We start from the raw sequence: 18,105 nt of genomic DNA, 5'->3' as shown, positions 1-18,105 counted from the left end.
GAAGGAGCTGAACCATGTCTTTAAAAGAAGAAATTTTATCCTATGCACTGGACACTTACAATACTCAAACTGATTATCCTTTTAAAAAATTTCCCGACTACGCGGTATTGCGTCATAAATGCAATACCAAATGGTACGGCCTGATTATGCAAGTGAACAAAATACAGCTGGGATTAGCTGAGTCTGGCAAGATAGAAATCTTGGTGATTAAAGCTCCGCCTGAACTTGTTGCCCTATTGAAGCACAAAGAAGGCTTTCTCCCCGCTTACCACATGAACAAGGAGCATTGGTTGACGATCAGACTTGACGGCTCGGTTGAAAAGAGCGAAATCATTGATTTACTTCATGACAGCTTTCTGATGACTCAGTAATAACTGAATGTTTTATCAAAAAAGGCACGGAAATATGAACGCTTTGTTCAGATTTCCGTGCCTCTTTTTCTATTCTTAGCGCACCGTATATTTTAAGCGTTAGTTTCGATACTTTCGGTGCTTCACCTTTTATTTAACTGCCATAATGCTTCTTTATCTTGAGAAAAATTATAGGCAACATTCGTTAACATAACTTCATACTTCTTCATCACAACAGCTCTAACCTTGGAAAAGATACTGCAACGCTACGCACATTTTCCCAATTGCCCACCAATTTTTTAACTTTTGACAATTAAAGGAGTTGATTTATACGTTTTTACTTCAAACTACAGGCAGACCTATCAAATGAAACCTTTTTCGGAATGCCCCTATGCGCTAAGTTGTGTATTACCTGCTACCTGTTTCTTCCAAATAAGAAGGAGACAACAGCTACTAAAATAACTGCCCCGATAATAGAAGGGACAATTGCCATTCCTGCTAAAGCAGGGCCCCATGTACCGAATAATGCTTGACCTAACCAAGCACCAATTAAGCCGGCAACAACATTTGCGATGATTCCCATTGAAGCACCTTTACTAGTAATTGCTCCAGCAACCGCTCCAATTACACCGCCTACTATTAATGACCAAATCATATCTATCACTCACTTTCTTTGATTAATTGTAAAACTATCTACTGCTTTCATTCCTTTAGACTAGTCGACAAGGGTAATAAATCCTGCAGGTGTTTCATTGCTAGCAATAACTTCTGATCAGAAAAGTCCAATTGCTAAATCGTTAATAAACAGGTCCTGTTTTACTTTTGTTTATGATCGATTAAATACTTTTGATAACATGCATGCTTAGTTATAGCTTAGACGCTTCCTTAATTTTTTGCAAAAAATCTGCTTTCATTTAGCTGCAATTTTTTCTTTTTTATTGAACATAACTTTGCAAATTAAAGCTTTTAAAGTAACATCTATTGAGATTTTGACCTTCGCTGATCAATGGAAATAGAAAAGTCCCTGCTCGGTGGGAGCAGGGACTTCTAGCATCAATTTAAGTTTACATAGTTAGACAGCATCACGTCAACGAGCTCTTTCTTTACTCCTCCACCGGCTTCACCGATCCGTCCCATTTCTCTAGAATCCAGTCCTGAACCTCATCGTCATGCAAAACCTCCACCAGCTTTTGCACTCGCGCATCGTCAGCGTCTTCTGAACGAACGGCCAGGACATTACCGTAAGGGGAGTTGTCGCCTTCCAGCAACAGAGCATCCTTCACTGGATTCAGATCGATTCCGTAAGCAAAGTTGGCATTGATTGCGACTAGATCTCCTTCTTCGTTGTTGTAGGTGCTGGTTAATAGCGCCGGGTCTATTGAATGGTTGAACTCCAGATTTTTCGGATTTTGGTCGATGTCCTCGAAGGTTGCTGTCTCTGGATCAACGCCTTCTTTTAGAGTGATCAAGTCAGCATCCTGCAATATAGTCAAAATGCGGCCCCAATCGGGTATCGAATTAGAGGTGATGATCGTGGCTCCATCTGCTAAATCCTTAATGTCTTGAATTTTCTTCGAGTAAAGGCCCATCGGTTCCACGTGAACGGCCCCAGCACTGACAAAGTCGTAATCATTCTCCGCGATGGCCTCATTTAGAAAAGGAACATGCTGGAAATAGTTCACATCCACTTCTTCATCCGCTAAGGCTTTGTTAGGTAAAATGTAGTCATCAAAATTTACGATTTCTAGATTGATTCCCTCTTCTTCCAGCAATGGTTTGACGTGCTCCAGGATTTCTCCATGGGGAGTAGGCATCGTCCCTACCACCAAGGTTTCCGTTTGTTCGGTACTATTGCCTTCACTACACCCTGCCAAACCTAACGTTACTACTGCTGCAATTGCTAACCAAATTCTTTTTTTCATTTTGTCATCCTCCATTTTTTAGTAAATAAAAAAGCTTTCGTCTTAAATGTAGAAACTACACTTAGGACGAAAGCTTTACTTCCGTGTTACCACCTAACTTTATTATTGCGTTACCGCAATAACCTCTGCTGGAACTTGCTTGTTGCGCATTCCGCGGTGCGATAACGGGCACTTCCGTGACAAACTTGATTGCTCTCATCTGTCCTTGCTCAAAGACCATTTTCCACCTAAGTCCTGCAACTCCTTTTCAGCATACCGGAGCTCTCTGACTGCAATTCTTACATGTACTTTTCTTTTCATTGCATTTGTTTATTCAGTTGGGAAATCGTAAAGAACGGTAGACAGGTAGCGTTCACCATTATCGGGTACAACCACTAAGACTTTCTTGCCTTCACCTAATCGTTTCGCTACTTCAATCGCACCGTGAATCGCTGCACCGCTGGAAATGCCGACTAGAATCCCTTCTTTTTGTCCGACAGTACGAGCAGTTTGAATAGCATCGTCACTGGACACTTGCAATACTTCTTGATAGATATCCGTATCTAGGATACTTGGAATGAAGCCTGCAGAAATTCCTTGGATTTTATGCGGACTAGGGTCACCACCGGATAGGACTGGTGATTCAGCGGACTCCACTGCATAAATCCCGATTTCCGGATAAACTTCTTTAAGTGCCCCGCCGGCTCCAGTAATCGTTCCACCAGTACCTACGCCTGCAACAAACGCATCTAAGGTTTCTGATTCGAAGGACTCAATGATTTCTTTGCCGGTGGTTGCTGCATGGATCGCTGGATTGGCTAAGTTGTCAAATTGCATCGGCAAGAACCAATTGTTTTCTTCAGCTAAGGCTTTCGCTTTAGCGATCGCGCCCTTCATCCCATCCGCTCCTGGAGTTAGAACCAGTTCTGCCCCATAGGCTTGGATCAGCTTGCGTCGTTCAATGGAAAAAGTATCTGGCAAAACGATCACCACATGATAACCTTTAGCAGCTCCAGCAAAAGCTAAGCCGACACCAGTATTGCCGGAAGTTGGTTCGACAATGGTTCCACCTGGTTTCAAATGGCCATCCTTTTCAGCTTGTTCAATCATTGCCAATGCAATGCGATCCTTAACTGAGCCTGCCGGATTAAAGAATTCCAGCTTCGCATACACATCTGCAGCTCCCGCAGGTACGACGTGATTCAATTTAACAATTGGTGTGTTTCCGGTTAATTCCAGAATATTATTGACTATTTTCCCCATATTGCGCCTCTTTTCTTCTATTATAATAGTGATTTCGATTGAGGTAATTGTATCATGGAGAAATCTGTCTGGATAATAGCTATTATTGATACCTGGTTATCAGTTTTTTTGATAGATAAACACAAAAAATCCCCGCTCAAGTGAGCGGGGATGAAAGTTTAGAAAAACTATTTAGCTAATGAATCTTTAGCTTGGTCAGCAAGAGCTGTGAAAGCAGTTGCGTCATGTACAGCTAGGTCAGCTAACATTTTGCGGTTGATTTCGATACCAGCTAGTTTCAAGCCGTGCATTAATTTTGAGTAGCTTAAGCCATTCATACGAGCAGCAGCGTTGATACGAGCAATCCACAATTTGCGGAAGTCGCGTTTTTTCTGACGACGATCGCGGTATGCGTAGTTGTATGAATTCATTACTTGTTCTTTAGCTGTTTTAAATAGAGTGTGTTTAGAACCGTAGTAACCTTTAGCTAGTTTTAGTGTCTTTTTACGACGTTTACGAGTTACTGTTCCACCTTTAACACGTGCCATGTATATTTCCTCCTAATGTTTCTGTTGAATTTTAAATTGATTTTGTAAAGCTAGGTGCTGCAATTATTTCATGCGAGCAAGTTGTTGACGGATACGTTTGTAATCGCCTGATGACACCATACGTGCTTTACGCAATTGACGACGTTGTTTTTTAGTTTTGCCGTGGAAACGGTGACTAGTAAAGGCACGGAAGCGTTTCAGTCCGCCACCACCAGTACGTTTTACGCGTTTTGCTAAACCGCGGTGTGTTTTTTGTTTTGGCATTTTAATTTCCTCCTACATTTCGTTTGGCATACCGTTCAACTACATGAAATGTAAAAGTTGAACAAGCATCCTCAAAATATTTTGCTGACTATTAGTCTTTCTTCTCTTTCGGTGCAAGCACTAAGAACATGCTACGTCCGTCCATCTTCGCTTTCTGTTCAACAGTAGCAACATCATCTGTTTCTTCAGCTAAGCGATTAAGAACTTTCTGACCAATCTCTTTGTGGGTAATGGCACGGCCCTTGAAACGGATAGAAGCTTTCACTTTATCGCCTTTTTCCAGGAATTTACGTGCATTACGAAGTTTGGTATTAAAGTCGTTAATATCGATTGTTGGGCTTAAGCGTACTTCTTTGATGTTAATCACTTTTTGTTTTTTACGAGCTTCACGGTTTTTCTTCTGCATCTCAAAACGATACTTGCCGTGGTCCATAATCTTCGCTACTGGTGGCTTCGCACCTGGAGCTACAAGAACAACATCAAGGTTCGCCTGTTCAGCGATCTTTAAAGCTTCAGCTTTAGACTTAACACCTAGCTGTTCGCCGTCCTGTCCAATCAAACGTACCTCATGTGCACGAATGCCGTCGTTAACCATCATATCCTTTGCTATGGTCATTCACCTCCAAAATTTTTGAGAGAAAATAAAAGCCGCAGTTTGGCACAAAAAAAACGAGTTCGTAATGAACCCGCAACTTAGCCATACTTATCTACAAGACAAGTCATTAACTATCTAGCCCAGTGATATCTATCAACTAAGGCGAGAAGCGGGTGCTTCTGCTTTCATTTCTCAACTTTTATAGTATACAGAAAATTACTGAAGAAGTCAAACGTTTTTTGGAAAAATGCTGGTTTTCAGAAAATATCGCTTGGTTTTCTTTACTTTTATATGCTAAGCTAAATAAGAATCTAAAACGTTCCTGCAAAATTGAATAGATACATAGAAAGAAGTGATTCCTTGGAACAATCGTTTTTCCGCGAATTGATTCGCTATAACCAACCAAAAGATTCCTACATACGGCTGATTGGTGCCGGGCTTTGTATGCTCAGCGTGCTCTTCACCGGCTACTTCACTAACCAGCTTGCCATCGCCAGCTTTGGTTCGTTAGGAATTTTCACCTTTTTGTACTACCAACCATTACCCTTAAAACAGCTGCTGATTCGTTTGACTTTAATCGGTACTTTTCTGACGGCCGGAAATTTCGTCGGCATGCTTTCTACCCATTGGCATTGGACTGCACCTTTATTTGTCGCGTTAGTCGGCTTGATCGGCCGCTTTTTCTTCCGTTTGTATGGGATTGCCAAACCGGGGGCCTTTTTTATTGTAATGGTTTCTGCGATGGGCGCCAGTACTCAGATTCCACTACATAGAATTCCGGTAATGAGCTTTTACTTCTTTATTGGCGTTTGTTTTGCGATCATCTTTGGCCTTTTAATGCATTTCTTTGATAAGCGCACACCACAAATTGAACCAAAAAGAAGCTTGAAGGAACGCCTGAGTGACGATCCAGCAGTACTGATCGACAGCTTGTTTTACAGCTGTGTCTTGTTCTTTGCGGTTTATCTGAGTATGGGACTGCAACTGAAAAATCCTTATTGGCTGGTGGTTTCTTGTGCGGCCATTTTGCAAGGCGACAACCTGCGAGCGATGCTGCATCGGAATATTCAACGTATTTTCGGCACATTAGTCGGTTTAGTTATCGCAGCTGGACTGCTTAATTTGCCATTTACCGTATTTCAAACACTGTTAGTAATCACTGCTTTGTTTGTAACGGTGGAATTTTTCGTCCGACGCAATTACGCGATTGCCCAGTTTTTCACCACACCGATGTCCTTAATGCTTTCTATGCTGGTCCGTCAGCAATATTTGTATTCACTGATTCAATACCGGTTCTTAGGAATTGTCTTAGGCAGCTTGCTGGGATTGGCGGCGGCTTGGATTATGACCACTGGATTGAAGTTTTACAATCAAAAATTCGATTTACACGAAACTTTTGACAAAGAAACCGAGTAGCCGCCTACTCGGTTTTTTCTATTGCTATTGTGTTGCCGACTAGTTGAATCTGAGGATTCGCTTGGAAGTTTTTCAGTATTTTCTGATGGAGCTGCGTTTGGACAGCCGTTCCATCTTTGTAAAAGACCAAATAGCGAATCTTCACCTCAATGCCGCGATCCTGTACATCCATAATCGTCACTGGATCGGGGTCGCCATCAAACAACTCGAATTCTTTAAATGCTGCTTGCCGCTGGGTTTCGTTTTCGAAATTTTGCCTCAAAAATTCTTGATAATAAGCATTCGTTTCCGTCTCCATAATTTCCAAAGCCGCTTCCCAATCACTTTGATACGTCAGTAGATACTTAATTTCCTTCCAGATATAGGGCGTCAGTTCGTTGTAATTGAACAAGGGTTCTTCCAAGACCTGCTTGTTGGGAATCCTGACGGTCCGTCCCGTGGGTGATTCGGCATCAAACCAGTTGCTCAACTCCATCATGACGAAGTAAAAGGGCCGAATCTTCATGACTTCCCCTTTTACCCCATCGATCTCAATTCGATCATAGACTCTAAAGGGATGCTTGTTGATAATCAAGAACCAGCCGACTAGATTTGCAAACAAGCCTTTCAGCGAGAGTAATGCGAAGCCGCCGATCACCAGCAGAATTACTAGCAAGAAATCCAGGGCATTTACCCAAATGCGCACCAGTAACAACGCTGAAGCAATCCGCAAAAAATAGGCACTGACGCTGGTTAGAACATTTATGGCTTTCAAATTATCTACCAGATGTCTGACCACAAAGCGAACCAATCGCTCCGAAAGAATCAGCAGCAGGACTAATCCCACCGACAAAACCACTTTCCCGGTAAGATCCCGCGAATCATTAATATTCCCCTGGATATCCTCAGCTAAATTCTGAAAAAAAGTGTTCAGCGACTGATCCATCACTAAAGCCTCCTTACCGTATTCTCCGCCACAAAACGACAATCAGCCAGACAGAAAGTCCCAAACTGATTAACAGCGAGATGATCCATCCCGCCTCGGAGTGTTCCAAGGGCAGGGGCATGTTCATGCCAAAGAAGCCGGTCACAATCGTTGGAATCGTCAACAATAAGGACCAAATCGTCAAAATTTTCATAGTATCGTTCAGGTTATTGTTCAATAAGTTGTTGTAGGTACCAGAAAGCTGATCCAAAATTTCACTAGCCAGCTTGGTCATTTCTACCGCTTGCTTGGCCTCAATCAAGGCATCATCCAGTTCTTCTTTTTCCTTATCGGTGAAACTCGAAAACAATCCTTGGGCTTTGATCTGCTCCAGCAAAACGACATTTTGCTTCGTAGCGGTCACCAAATAAACCAAACCGATCTCCAAATCGGAAAGCTCCAGTAAATTTTTATTGGTGGTTTTTTCCCGCAGTTTTTTATTTAAACGAATTCGCTGACTGTTTACTTCCTCGATATTGGGGAAATAGTAGTCGGAAATCAAAAATAGCGTATGGAAAAGCAAACTAGCCGTGCTCTGCTGAGGATCGCGCTTCAACACATTGTTCATCAGCTCCACGACATATTCGGTCTTTTCAGAGATAAAGGAAAAAACATGATGGTCCTTCATAATAAAGGCCATTGGACTGGTTTCGTAATGATTATCGGTCTTTTCTAAATGAGCCACATTGTAAATGACCAGTAACGCCTGATCCAGCGGGTCATATTCCACTCGGGCACGTTCATTTTTATCCAGAGAATACGTCAGCATTTCATCGCTAATATGATACGTCTCTTTTAAGCGGGCAATTTCTTCTGGATCTTTAGAATCAATATTGATCCAAGTACACAGCCCTTGGTTGAATGTTTTTCGCGTTTCCATGCTTTTTCGCCTCCTCATCTCTTCTATTATAAATGAGTAGAAAAGAGAATGCACAAAAAAAGCTGAAGAAATCAATTCTCAGCTTGGTTTAGATTAAACTGTCTAAACAAAAAAACGCCCAAAAGATCCAGCCAACAACCGGACCTTTTGAGCGTTTTCTTCTATTATACTAGATGACTGAAATTTCTTGGACTTCAGCAATTTTTTCATCAATCAATTGCAGCACGATGTCCCGTGCTTCGGCGTCTTCCACAAAGTTCAGCTTGTCGCCATCGATTTGGATTTTAGGACTTTCATTATAGTCTTCATACCATTGGTCGTAGCGATAGTTCAATTCTTTATAGTAGTCATACAGACTAGGATCAAAGCTTAGCTGTTCATATTCACGGCCGCGTTTTTCGATCCGATCCAGCATGGTTTCAAAGGAAACTTTGATGTGGACCAACAAATCCGGATGTTTCTTATGGGCGGCATAAGGCAATTCTTCCATCATATTGTCTAACAACTCATCGTAAACCTTCACTTCTGTGTCAGTTGCTCGACCTAAATCAGCATTCAAATGAAACAGTAATGAATCCTCATAGATGGAACGATCTAACACGTTGTTGTCATCCTGCATCGCTTTTTTAATACTTTCAAAACGTTTGTTCAAAAAATAAATTTGCAGCAAAAAGGCATACTGCTCAGGATTTGCATAGAATAATGGCAATACCTCGTTGTCTTCAATTGATTCATAAAAAGCTTGGCTGCCTAGATGTTCTGATAACATCGCAGTCAAACTGGATTTTCCGGCTCCAATAGTACCTGCTAATACAATCACGCTCATTTACCTCCAACTCACTTCATACAAAATGTGGTGCTTTTTTTCAACATTTACTAATATACCCCCAATATCTGGTGTCGTCAACAAAAAAAGCTTTAATCACACATTACAGTGCTTGTCAATGAATGTTTAAAAAATAGTTCAATTTATAAAACTTTTCGACGGATTCATTTACTTGTTTGTTTACTCTGAGTAAAATAGAAGAGATTGAATACAGAAGAAAAATCTTTTTTAGGGTAAAAAAGGAGTTTTTTGAATGAAAACCATTGGTCAAGGACATGCCAGCGGAAAGATCATCTTAATGGGAGAACATGCCGTAGTCTACGGAGAACCGGCCATCGCTTTTCCTTTTTCCGGTACTGGTATTACTACTACCGTCCACTTTCATCATGGAAATGAATCATGGATTGAATCAAGCTTCTATCATGGTCCATTAGCCAAAGCTCCTCACTCGATGAAAAATGTGACTGTTTTGCTGTGGCAGCTGATTCGTCAATTTGCCATTTCGAAGCCATTTTACGTAACAATTGAAAGTACAGTTCCTGCTGAACGAGGGATGGGTTCCAGTGCAGCCGTTGCTGTATCGATTACACGCGCCTTTTTTGACTGGCTGGAGTTGCCGTCAAATCAGGAAGATATTTTATTATTTGTCAACCAAGCCGAAAAAGTGGCTCATGGCAATCCTAGCGGTATTGATGCTGCAACGATTAGCGGAACCGAACCGCTGCTTTATCAAAAAGGCCTGGATTTTCAGCCGTTCCAATTAAACATGGACGCCTTCTTGGTAGTGGCTGATACTGGGCACAAGGGACAAACCCGTAAAGCCGTAAAAGATGTGGCCACTTTAATGGAGACAAGTCGTTTGGAAACTGGCGGACGCATTCGTCAACTAGGTCAATTAACCAAACAGGCGCAGCAGGCTATTTCATTGAATCAACCGGACGTGCTGGGTGCATGTATGAACCGGGCACAGATACATTTACAAGCGTTGGGAACCAGCAATTATGCCTTGGACCATTTAATTGAAACTGCCATAGCCAATCACGCGTTGGGTGCGAAGTTGACTGGCGGCGGTCGTGGCGGGTGTATGATTGCATTAGCAGAAAATGAAGAACGCGGACGTCGCCTGCAGCAGATTTTACTGGATGCTGGTGCACGAGATACGTGGATCGAAGGGTTAGGGGTATATGCACATGTATAAAGGTCACGCGCGAGCGTACACCAACATCGCGTTGATTAAATATTGGGGGAAGGCTGATCAAGAGCTGATCCTGCCAATGAATAATAGTTTGTCATTAACACTGGATGCTTTCTACACCGAAACATCCGTTACCTTTTCCTCGGAATACACCGAGGATCAGTTTTATTTAGATCAGCAATTACAAGACCAAAAAGCGACGGCTAAGGTCAGCCGCTTTTTGGATTTAATTCGCAATAAAGCACAAAGTCAGCTATTTGCCAAAGTGGACAGTCAAAATTTCGTCCCGACAGCAGCTGGGCTGGCTTCTTCAGCGAGCGGTCTGGCAGCCTTAGCAGGTGCAGCCAGTGCCGCTTTAGGCTTGTCTTTGGATGAGCGGGAATTATCCCGCTTGGCCCGTCGTGGATCTGGTTCTGCTAGCCGCAGCGTTTATGGCGGGTTTGCAGAATGGCAAAAAGGCAATTCTGATGAGACCTCTTATGCGGTTCCAATTGCTTCAGACGATTTCGAAGCAGATTTAAGTATGGTATTCGTAGTCGTTAATGACCATCAAAAAGATGTTTCCAGCCGCGACGGTATGCAGCGCACGGTTGAGACTTCTGCCTTTTACGATGGCTGGTTAGCTACCGTGCCACAAGATTTGGAAAAAGCGCGAGCAGCCATCCAAGGGAAGGATTTTCAAGCCCTAGGAGAAGTTACCGAAGCCAGTGCACTGAAAATGCACGGCACGACGTTAGCAGCCGTTCCTCCATTTACTTACTGGTCTGCGGAAAGTATGCGAGTGATGAATCTCGTGCGGCAATTCCGCAATGAAGGTTTGGCCTGCTACTTCACCATGGATGCCGGTCCTAACGTTAAAATTCTGGTAGAACGAAAAAATGAAGCAGCTTTAGTTGCTAAATTAACGGAACATTTTGCAGCAGACCAATTGATCACCGCCCATGCCGGGCCTGGGATCAAAATACAGACGAAGGAAGTAGAAGCATGATTGAAGTTTCAGCTCCTGGTAAATTATATATTGCTGGCGAATATGCCGTAGTCGAAGCTGGTCACCCAGCTGTTATCGTAGCGATTGATCAGTTTATTAACGTCTCGATTGAGGCTGCCAAAAAAAGCGGCAGTATCCAATCGGCTCAATACAGTGATATGCCGGTTCGTTGGACGCGTCAGAACAACGAATTGGTGTTAAATATTCGGGATAATCCTTTCCATTACATCCTGGCAGCGATCCATTTCACCGAACGCTATGCCCAGGAAAAAGGCAAGAAGCTGGCTTTCTTTAATTTGAAGGTCACCAGTGAATTGGATAATTCTAACGGTCGTAAATACGGCCTAGGTTCCAGCGGTGCGGTAACGGTAGCCACTGTGAAGGCCTTGAATGCTTTTTACGATTTGCAGCTGTCTCAGCTGGAACTATTCAAATTAGCTACATTAGCTCACTTGAATGTTCAAGGCAACGGCTCTTGTGGCGATATCGCAGCCAGCTGTTATGGCGGTTGGATTGCCTTTTCTACCTTTGACCATGACTGGCTGCTGGAAAAATTGGAGCAGGAAAACTTGTCTACGATTATTGAAAGCGAATGGCCTAGTCTGCGGATTGAACCATTGAAGGCACCGGATGATTTGCGTCTATTGATCGGTTGGACCGGCAGCCCGGCTTCGACTTCTGATTTGGTGGACCAAGTCCATCAGTCACGAGAAGAAAAAGCGGCAGCCTACGAAAAATTCTTGGCTGACAGCAAAGCTTGTGTCGATCAAATGATCGAAGGCTTCAAGCACGAAGACATAGCTGAAATTCAAGCCATGATTCGCAAAAATCGTGGGCTATTAAATCAACTAACGACTTTCAGTAACGTATCGATTGAAACGCAACAGCTGAAGGTCTTAAATGACCTAGCTGAAAAATATGAAGGGGCCGCGAAATCTTCTGGCGCTGGCGGCGGCGATTGCGGCATTGTGATCGTTGACAAACGCGCAGGGATTTTACCTTTGATGAGTTCGTGGGAAAAAGCGGGAATCACCCCACTACCACTGCATGTCTACCATTTTACGGAGGAAACTAACTAATGAATCGCAAAGATGAACACCTGTTGCTGGCTAAGGCCCAGCAGCATAAGCCAAAAGAAAATGACTTTGACTCTGTCTCCTTTGTTCATCAATCGCTAGTTTCGATTTCCGATGACCAGATTGATTTGTCGACTTCGGTTTTAGGCCTTGAACTGGAAGTGCCCTTTTACATTAACGCCATGACTGGCGGCAGTGAAAAAACCAAAGTCTTTAATCAGCAGCTGGCGATGGTTGCCAAGGCAACCGGCTTAATGATGGCGACCGGCTCAGTTTCAGCGGCTTTGAAAGATCCTTCCGTGGCGGATTCATATACGATTGTCCGAGAAGAAAACCCTGATGGCCTAGTGCTGGCTAATATGGGCGCCGGTCGTTCGGCAGAGGATGCTCAGAAGATGATCGATTTGCTGCAAGCTGATGCTTTTCAAATTCATATCAATGTTCCCCAGGAGCTGGTAATGCCTGAGGGTGAACATGACTTTGAACTATGGGAAGACAATATTCGTGAAACGATTCAAGCGGTGGATGTGCCGGTCATCGTAAAGGAAGTCGGCTTCGGCATGGCTCACGAAACGATTCAAAAGCTGTTGGACTTAGGTGTCCAAGCTGTGGATGTTTCTGGTCGCGGCGGTACCAGCTTTACTCAAATTGAAAATTCTCGGCGGAAACGCCATGAACTGTTTTATTTGAATGACTGGGGTCAATCAACCGTGATTTCTTTACTAGAGGCACAGCCTTTTGTGGATGATGTGACTTTATTAGCATCTGGTGGTGTCCGAGATGCCTTTGATATCTTCAAAGCAGTCAGCTTAGGAGCTAACGCGGTAGGCATCTCTGGGACGATCCTAAACGCTGTAATGTCTGACGGTGTCGATGCTACCATTGAAATGGTGGAAGACTGGAAAGCGCAGCTGCGTACGCTGTATGCCCTAACCGGCAAAGCCACTACCAAAGATGTGCAGAAAAACCAGCTGATCATCACTGGTGCACCAAAAGATTGGGCAGAGCTGCGAGGCATTGACCTAAGAAAATTGGCCACTCGATAATAAGAAAGGCTTCGCAAACTCGCCCAGCTTTGGAGCAATAAGACTAAAATATGGATAAACTGCTCCTCAAGTTTCTCCATATTTTCGCTTATTGTCGACAAAGTTAGTTTGGGAAGCCGGACAACAAAAGAGCAAAAAAGAGGAAAAACCGCTGCTTAAAAAGCATAGGTTTTTCCTCTTTTATTCGTTTAAAGCCTTTTCCACCGCTACCGCAGAATGAATCTCCGTGGTATCAAATAATGGCAATTTTACATCTTCCTGCTGAATCAATAGGCCAATCTCGGTACAGCCGAGAATAATCCCTTGTGCACCCGCCGCCTGCAATTTTGCAATAATTGCTTTATACTGCTCTTTTGAAGCTTCCTTGATTTCTCCCAAGCACAGCTCATCAAAAATAATCTTGTTTACTATTTCTACGTCTTTTTCATTCGGAATCAAGACGTCAATGCCTTGTTCAATAATCCGTTCCTTATAGAAATCCTGGGTCATGGTGTACTTAGTCCCTAACAGACCAACCTTGGTGATGCCTTCTTGCTGCAGCCGCTCAATCGTCGCATCGGCAATGTGCAAAATCGGAATCCCCAGCTGCGCCTGAATTTGCGGTGCTACCTTGTGCATCGTATTGGTACAAATCAATAGAAAATCGGCTCCAGCAGCTTCTAAGCCTTTGGCATAATCAGCTAAAATATCACCGCTTTTTTCCCAATCTCCTAGGGCCTGACAGGTTTCAATTTCCTGAAACTCGACACTGGCTAATAGAATCTTAGCTGAATGCAAGCCACCCAGCTTGCGATGAATCCCTTGATTGATTAACGTATAATAGGTGACTGTACTTTCCCAGCTCATACCACCTAACAACCCGATTGTTTTCATGTTTGTCTCCCCGTGTTAATTCATCACACCTGTACTTTACTTTCTGCGCAACAGCTTCTGCCAAAAGTTTTTCTTCTTAGTTCCTACCCGGACATTACCTGATGTTTCTTTCGTATTGATCATTCCTTGAAAGACCAAATTGTCGTGTAAAAGGAATTGATTCAAAATATGCAGATCATCCAGTCGTTGAACCAGTGCTCTGATTTGTTCGGCATTCCGATCAAATAGTTGAACCTCTTCTCCTTGAGCCTTCAGCAAGCGGTTAAAATCCCGCTGAATTAATTTGATCAGTTCATATTCCTTGGTTAGCAGGCTGTTGATTTTTCTCGTTTCGCGCTCCTCGACATCCACTGTCGGTACTAATTGTGTAACCACTTCTATAGCTTCTACATAATCCCGCAAATCTAAGATAAAAATCTGCGCGGCTTTTTTATTCATTAATTGTTTTTGACTCGTTAAAAACTCGCTTAAAGAGGCCAATTCGGCGTTCGTTTGGCTGAGTTCTCGAATCTCCCGTGTTAGCTTTTCCACTGGCGTCCGTCCCTCTTTTCTTCCACTAACACCAGTCTATCCTGTTTTAGAAAATAGAACAATCCATGCGATCAAATTTAAATAAAAAAAAGAAACCGGCCTGAGATTCAGACCGGTTTCTAAAGACTTGATTATGCTTTGTAATCGTAAGCTGTCACGATGATTTCTTTCAGCTCGCTGATTAATGGTTCTTTAGGGTTAGCAGTTGTACATTGGTCTTCGTAAGCCAATTCAGCCATACGATCCACTGTAGAATCTAATGTTTCTTGAGTCACACCTTGTGCTTTCAAGTTCATGTCGATACCAACTGTAGTACCTAAATCGTAAACTGCTTTGATCAATGCATCCACTAATTCTGCAGTTGTGTTGCCTTTAAGACCTAAGAACTTCGCGATGTCAGCGTAGTCTGCATCAGCACGGAAGTAGTCATATTTAGGGAACATTGCATGTTTTTGCGGATCCTTCGCATTGTAACGGATGATATGAGGCAATAGAATTGCGTTCGTACGTCCGTGAGGAATGCCGTATTCTCCACCGATCTTGTGAGCGATTGAGTGACAAATTCCTAAGAAAGCATTGGCAAAGGCCATACCTGCCATTGCAGATGCGTTATGCATTTTTTCACGTGCTTCTGGATCAGCTGTTTTAACTGAGTTTTCAAGGTTTTCAAAGACGATCTTGATTGCTTGCAAGCTCAATCCACGAGTGTAGTCAGATGCCATTACAGATACATAAGACTCAATTGCGTGAGTTAATACGTCCATACCAGTATCAGCAGTTACTGAAGGTGGCACAGTCATAACAAATTGAGAGTCAATGATCGCTACGTCTGGAGTCAACGCGTAATCTGCTAATGGGTATTTCACGTGTGTTTCGCTATCAGTGATAACGGCAAACGGAGTAACCTCAGAACCAGTACCAGAAGTAGTTGGGATACATACAAATTGCGTTTTCTTAGGATCAGCAATTTTGTACGTACGTTTGCGGATATCCAAGAATTTTTGTTTAGCGCCAAAGAATGAAGTATCTGGGTGTTCAAAGAACATCCACATGCCTTTAGCAGCATCCATTGCAGAACCGCCGCCTAGTGCGATAACTGTATCTGGTTGGAAATCGTTAAACATTTCTAGACCTTTGTAAACTGTGTTAGTTGAAGGGTTAGGCTCAACATCTGAGAAGACTTCAACCTTCACATCATTTTTACGACGACCTAATACTTCGCGAACGATGTCAGCATAGCCGAATTGAACCATACCTGGGTCACAAACCAACATAACGCGTTCAACGTTTTGCATTTTAGTTAGGTATAACAAAGAGTTCTTTTCAAAGAAGATTTTTGGTGGTAATTTAAACCATTGCATATTCGTTCTCCGTTTCGCTATAGTTTTAACATTGATTAAGTTAATAGCAGATACGTTCTTAGATACAGAGTTTTTACCGTATGAACCACAACCAAGTGTCAATGATGGGATCATTTCATTGTAGATATCACCAATACCACCTTCAGCAGATGGCGTGTTTACTAAGATACGGCAAGCTTTCATACGCAAACCAAATTTCACTTGCAAGTCTTCATCTTCAGTATGGATAACTGCAGTATGTCCCAAACCGCCTAGCTCTAACATGCCTTGACACATATCAAGTGCTTCTGCTTGGCTGTTTGCTTTAACCATAGCTAAAACTGGAGAAAGTTTTTCACGAGATAATGGGTAATCTGCCCCAACGCCATCTAGTTCAGCAATCAGCATTTTAGTGCCTTCAGGAACTTTGATGCCAGCGCGTTGTGCGATATCCATTGCTGAATGTCCAACAATCGCAGGGTTAACTGCGTATTTGCCTTCGTTCATTACAGCATCTTCTAATTTTTTCAATTCATTTTTCTTCACAACGTATGCTTGATGCGCTTCGAATTCGCGTTTTACTTCGTCGTAAATTTCTTTATCAACGATGATTCCTTGTTCAGAAGCACAGATCATACCGTTATCGAAAGTTTTAGAAACGAACAAGTCATTGACTGCACGTTTGATTTTCGCAGTTTTTTCAATATAAGCAGGCGCGTTACCAGCACCTACACCTAGCGCAGGTTTACCAGTAGAGTAAGCTGATTTAACCATGCCTGGGCCACCAGTTGCTAAAACAATTGCAACGCCTGGGTGGTTCATCAAGCCTTGTGTTGCTTCGATCGATGGTGTTTCGATCCATTGGATACAGTTTTCAGGAGCTCCAGCAGCAATCGCAGCGTCACGAACGATACGTGCAGCTTCCACTGAACATTTTTGTGCAGATGGATGGAATGAGAATACGATTGGATTTGCTGTTTTCAAAGCAATCATCGCTTTAAAGATAGTTGTTGAAGTTGGGTTAGTTGTTGGTACAACCCCACAGATAACACCGACAGGTCCAGCGACTTCGATCAAACCTTTTTGTTTGTCTTCGCCGATAATACCAACAGTTTTATCATGTTTGATATTGTTCCAGATGTACTCTGACGCATACATGTTTTTGATCGCTTTATCTTCGACAATCCCACGGCCAGTTTCTTCAACTGCCATTTTTGCCAACATCATATGCTTGTCTAGTGCTGCCATTGCCATTTCGTGAACGATATGGTCAACTTTTTCTTGATCGAAATCAGCCATTGCGTCTAAAGCTACATTTGCTTTAGTTGCCATTGCATCGATCATTTGCTCAACATTGATCGTGTCCTTTGTTTCTTTCTCAACTGCTTTTGCCATGTGAGTCCTCCTAATAACATAAAATTATTTGTTAATTTATTCACATTCACATCATACAACAGGTGCAAGAGTTTGTAAATACTTTTTTGTGATTTTTTTCACACCTTTTTATTCTTTAACAAATGTGCTTAGATCAAGGCTTGTGTGACATTTTTCATTCTTAAAAAAATCACAACTTGCTTAAAATGGCAAGCCTTATTTAATTCAATGTTTCACAACAATAGCTGGATAATCTAGTTTTAAAAGCTCAAAAAAAGACAGCAAGTAAGCTGTTACGCTTGCTTGCTGCCTGTTAATAGACGGTTTAGTCTTCTTTTTCAGTTGGTTCTGGATCAATCATTTCAGGTTCTACTGCTTCAGCTTCTTCAACTGGTGCAGCAGTAGCTGATGCTGTAGGTTTTACCGTACGGATTGATGCGCGATCAAAGACTAAGAAAATTCCTTCACAGTCTAAAGTCACGGTTTTGTCTGCACTGTTCATTTCAGAAATAACTCCGTGCAGGCCGCCGATAGTGACAACACTATCCCCTGGCTTCATTGAATCTAATAAGTTTTGACGCTTTTGTTGCTCTTTCTTTTGACCGCGGTTCATCATAAAGAATAACCCCATCATAACCACGATCATCAAAATCATTGGAAAGCTTCCCATGTTTTTTATTCCCCTCACATTCTAAT

At 42.6% G+C, this 18,105-nt stretch carries 19 protein-coding genes and 2 other annotated features; of the genes, 6 read left to right on the top strand and 13 right to left on the bottom strand.

The annotated features are described in order from the left end of the window. Window positions 1–14: 14 nt before the first annotated feature. Window positions 15–371, top strand: coding sequence for an MmcQ/YjbR family DNA-binding protein (locus JZO70_RS16955; RefSeq protein ID WP_207674856.1), 357 nt, complete (start codon window positions 15–17; stop codon window positions 369–371). 394 nt (window positions 372–765) lie between these two features. On the opposite strand, the gene JZO70_RS16950 is transcribed toward JZO70_RS16955, so the two are convergent. The 6 genes from JZO70_RS16950 to infC all read right to left on the bottom strand — a co-directional run bounded on the left by JZO70_RS16950 (window position 766) and on the right by infC (window position 4,921). Beyond that, window positions 766–1,011 (bottom strand): GlsB/YeaQ/YmgE family stress response membrane protein, encoded by a 246-nt coding sequence (locus JZO70_RS16950; protein WP_207674933.1) that lies wholly within the window; start codon window positions 1,009–1,011, stop codon window positions 766–768. Window positions 1,012–1,453: 442 nt separating this feature from the next. Further along, window positions 1,454–2,272: a MetQ/NlpA family ABC transporter substrate-binding protein gene (locus JZO70_RS16945; RefSeq protein WP_207674855.1), complete on the bottom strand. Its 819-nt coding sequence runs from the start codon at window positions 2,270–2,272 to the stop codon at window positions 1,454–1,456. 59 nt (window positions 2,273–2,331) lie between these two features. Further along, window positions 2,332–2,581, bottom strand: a binding site (T-box leader). Next, the gene (gene cysK, locus JZO70_RS16940; protein WP_207674854.1) at window positions 2,582–3,514 is read right to left on the bottom strand and encodes a cysteine synthase A; all 933 of its coding nucleotides are present in this window, start codon (window positions 3,512–3,514) and stop codon (window positions 2,582–2,584) included. It lies immediately after the preceding feature. A 167-nt stretch (window positions 3,515–3,681) separates the two neighbouring features. Then, window positions 3,682–4,041, bottom strand: coding sequence for a 50S ribosomal protein L20 (gene rplT / locus JZO70_RS16935; protein ID WP_207674853.1), 360 nt, complete (start codon window positions 4,039–4,041; stop codon window positions 3,682–3,684). A 63-nt stretch (window positions 4,042–4,104) separates the two neighbouring features. Further along, the gene (gene rpmI, locus JZO70_RS16930; protein ID WP_207674852.1) at window positions 4,105–4,305 is read right to left on the bottom strand and encodes a 50S ribosomal protein L35; all 201 of its coding nucleotides are present in this window, start codon (window positions 4,303–4,305) and stop codon (window positions 4,105–4,107) included. 91 nt (window positions 4,306–4,396) lie between these two features. Continuing rightward, window positions 4,397–4,921, bottom strand: a complete 525-nt coding sequence (infC, locus tag JZO70_RS16925) for a translation initiation factor IF-3 (RefSeq protein ID WP_207674851.1) — start codon at window positions 4,919–4,921, stop codon at window positions 4,397–4,399. Between the two features lie 39 nt (window positions 4,922–4,960). Next, window positions 4,961–5,091 (bottom strand) — a sequence feature (ribosomal protein L20 leader region). A gap of 169 nt (window positions 5,092–5,260) precedes the next feature. On the opposite strand from infC, the gene JZO70_RS16920 reads away from it, so the two are divergent. Next, window positions 5,261–6,316 carry an FUSC family protein gene (locus JZO70_RS16920; protein ID WP_207674850.1) on the top strand — a complete coding sequence of 352 codons (1,056 nt, stop codon included), beginning with the start codon at window positions 5,261–5,263 and terminating at the stop codon, window positions 6,314–6,316. Between the two features lie 4 nt (window positions 6,317–6,320). Here JZO70_RS16920 and JZO70_RS16915 read toward each other — a convergent pair whose 3' ends face one another. The 3 genes from JZO70_RS16915 to JZO70_RS16905 form a co-directional block, all read right to left on the bottom strand. Then, a complete protein-coding gene (locus JZO70_RS16915; RefSeq protein WP_207674849.1) occupies window positions 6,321–7,241 on the bottom strand; it encodes a mechanosensitive ion channel family protein in 921 nt (306 codons plus the stop codon). Window positions 7,242–7,254: 13 nt separating this feature from the next. After that, window positions 7,255–8,160 carry a magnesium transporter CorA family protein gene (locus tag JZO70_RS16910; RefSeq protein ID WP_207674848.1) on the bottom strand — a complete coding sequence of 302 codons (906 nt, stop codon included), beginning with the start codon at window positions 8,158–8,160 and terminating at the stop codon, window positions 7,255–7,257. A 169-nt stretch (window positions 8,161–8,329) separates the two neighbouring features. Further along, window positions 8,330–8,986 (bottom strand): deoxynucleoside kinase, encoded by a 657-nt coding sequence (locus JZO70_RS16905; protein WP_207674847.1) that lies wholly within the window; start codon window positions 8,984–8,986, stop codon window positions 8,330–8,332. Window positions 8,987–9,239: 253 nt separating this feature from the next. On the opposite strand from JZO70_RS16905, the gene mvk reads away from it, so the two are divergent. From mvk to fni, 4 genes are read left to right on the top strand one after another with little or no spacing between them, the layout of a single operon-like run. Next, complete coding sequence (gene mvk / locus JZO70_RS16900) at window positions 9,240–10,184, top strand: mevalonate kinase (RefSeq protein WP_207674846.1); 945 nt, start codon at window positions 9,240–9,242, stop codon at window positions 10,182–10,184. Continuing rightward, entirely contained in the window at window positions 10,177–11,169 is a 993-nt protein-coding gene (mvaD, locus tag JZO70_RS16895; RefSeq protein ID WP_207674845.1) for a diphosphomevalonate decarboxylase, read from the top strand. The genes mvk and mvaD overlap by 8 nt, the downstream gene beginning before the upstream one ends. Beyond that, the gene (locus JZO70_RS16890; protein ID WP_207674844.1) at window positions 11,166–12,248 is read left to right on the top strand and encodes a phosphomevalonate kinase; all 1,083 of its coding nucleotides are present in this window, start codon (window positions 11,166–11,168) and stop codon (window positions 12,246–12,248) included. Before mvaD ends, JZO70_RS16890 begins: the two co-directional genes overlap by 4 nt. Further along, window positions 12,248–13,291 (top strand): type 2 isopentenyl-diphosphate Delta-isomerase, encoded by a 1,044-nt coding sequence (gene fni / locus JZO70_RS16885; RefSeq protein ID WP_207674843.1) that lies wholly within the window; start codon window positions 12,248–12,250, stop codon window positions 13,289–13,291. Before JZO70_RS16890 ends, fni begins: the two co-directional genes overlap by 1 nt. A 180-nt stretch (window positions 13,292–13,471) precedes the next feature. On the opposite strand, the gene JZO70_RS16880 is transcribed toward fni, so the two are convergent. The 4 genes from JZO70_RS16880 to yajC form a co-directional block, all read right to left on the bottom strand. Next, the gene (locus JZO70_RS16880; protein WP_207674842.1) at window positions 13,472–14,164 is read right to left on the bottom strand and encodes an aspartate/glutamate racemase family protein; all 693 of its coding nucleotides are present in this window, start codon (window positions 14,162–14,164) and stop codon (window positions 13,472–13,474) included. 36 nt (window positions 14,165–14,200) lie between these two features. After that, window positions 14,201–14,695 (bottom strand): hypothetical protein, encoded by a 495-nt coding sequence (locus JZO70_RS16875; RefSeq protein ID WP_207674841.1) that lies wholly within the window; start codon window positions 14,693–14,695, stop codon window positions 14,201–14,203. A 131-nt stretch (window positions 14,696–14,826) separates the two neighbouring features. Further along, window positions 14,827–17,430, bottom strand: a complete 2,604-nt coding sequence (gene adhE, locus JZO70_RS16870; protein ID WP_207674840.1) for a bifunctional acetaldehyde-CoA/alcohol dehydrogenase — start codon at window positions 17,428–17,430, stop codon at window positions 14,827–14,829. 304 nt (window positions 17,431–17,734) lie between these two features. Further along, entirely contained in the window at window positions 17,735–18,079 is a 345-nt protein-coding gene (gene yajC / locus JZO70_RS16865; protein ID WP_207674839.1) for a preprotein translocase subunit YajC, read from the bottom strand. Window positions 18,080–18,105 lie beyond the last annotated feature (26 nt).

The sequence above is a fragment of the Candidatus Enterococcus moelleringii genome, from assembly GCF_017377575.1.
GTDB lineage: Bacteria > Bacillota > Bacilli > Lactobacillales > Enterococcaceae > Enterococcus_A > Enterococcus_A moelleringii.
This window is presented reverse-complemented; position numbering and strand designations above follow the sequence as displayed.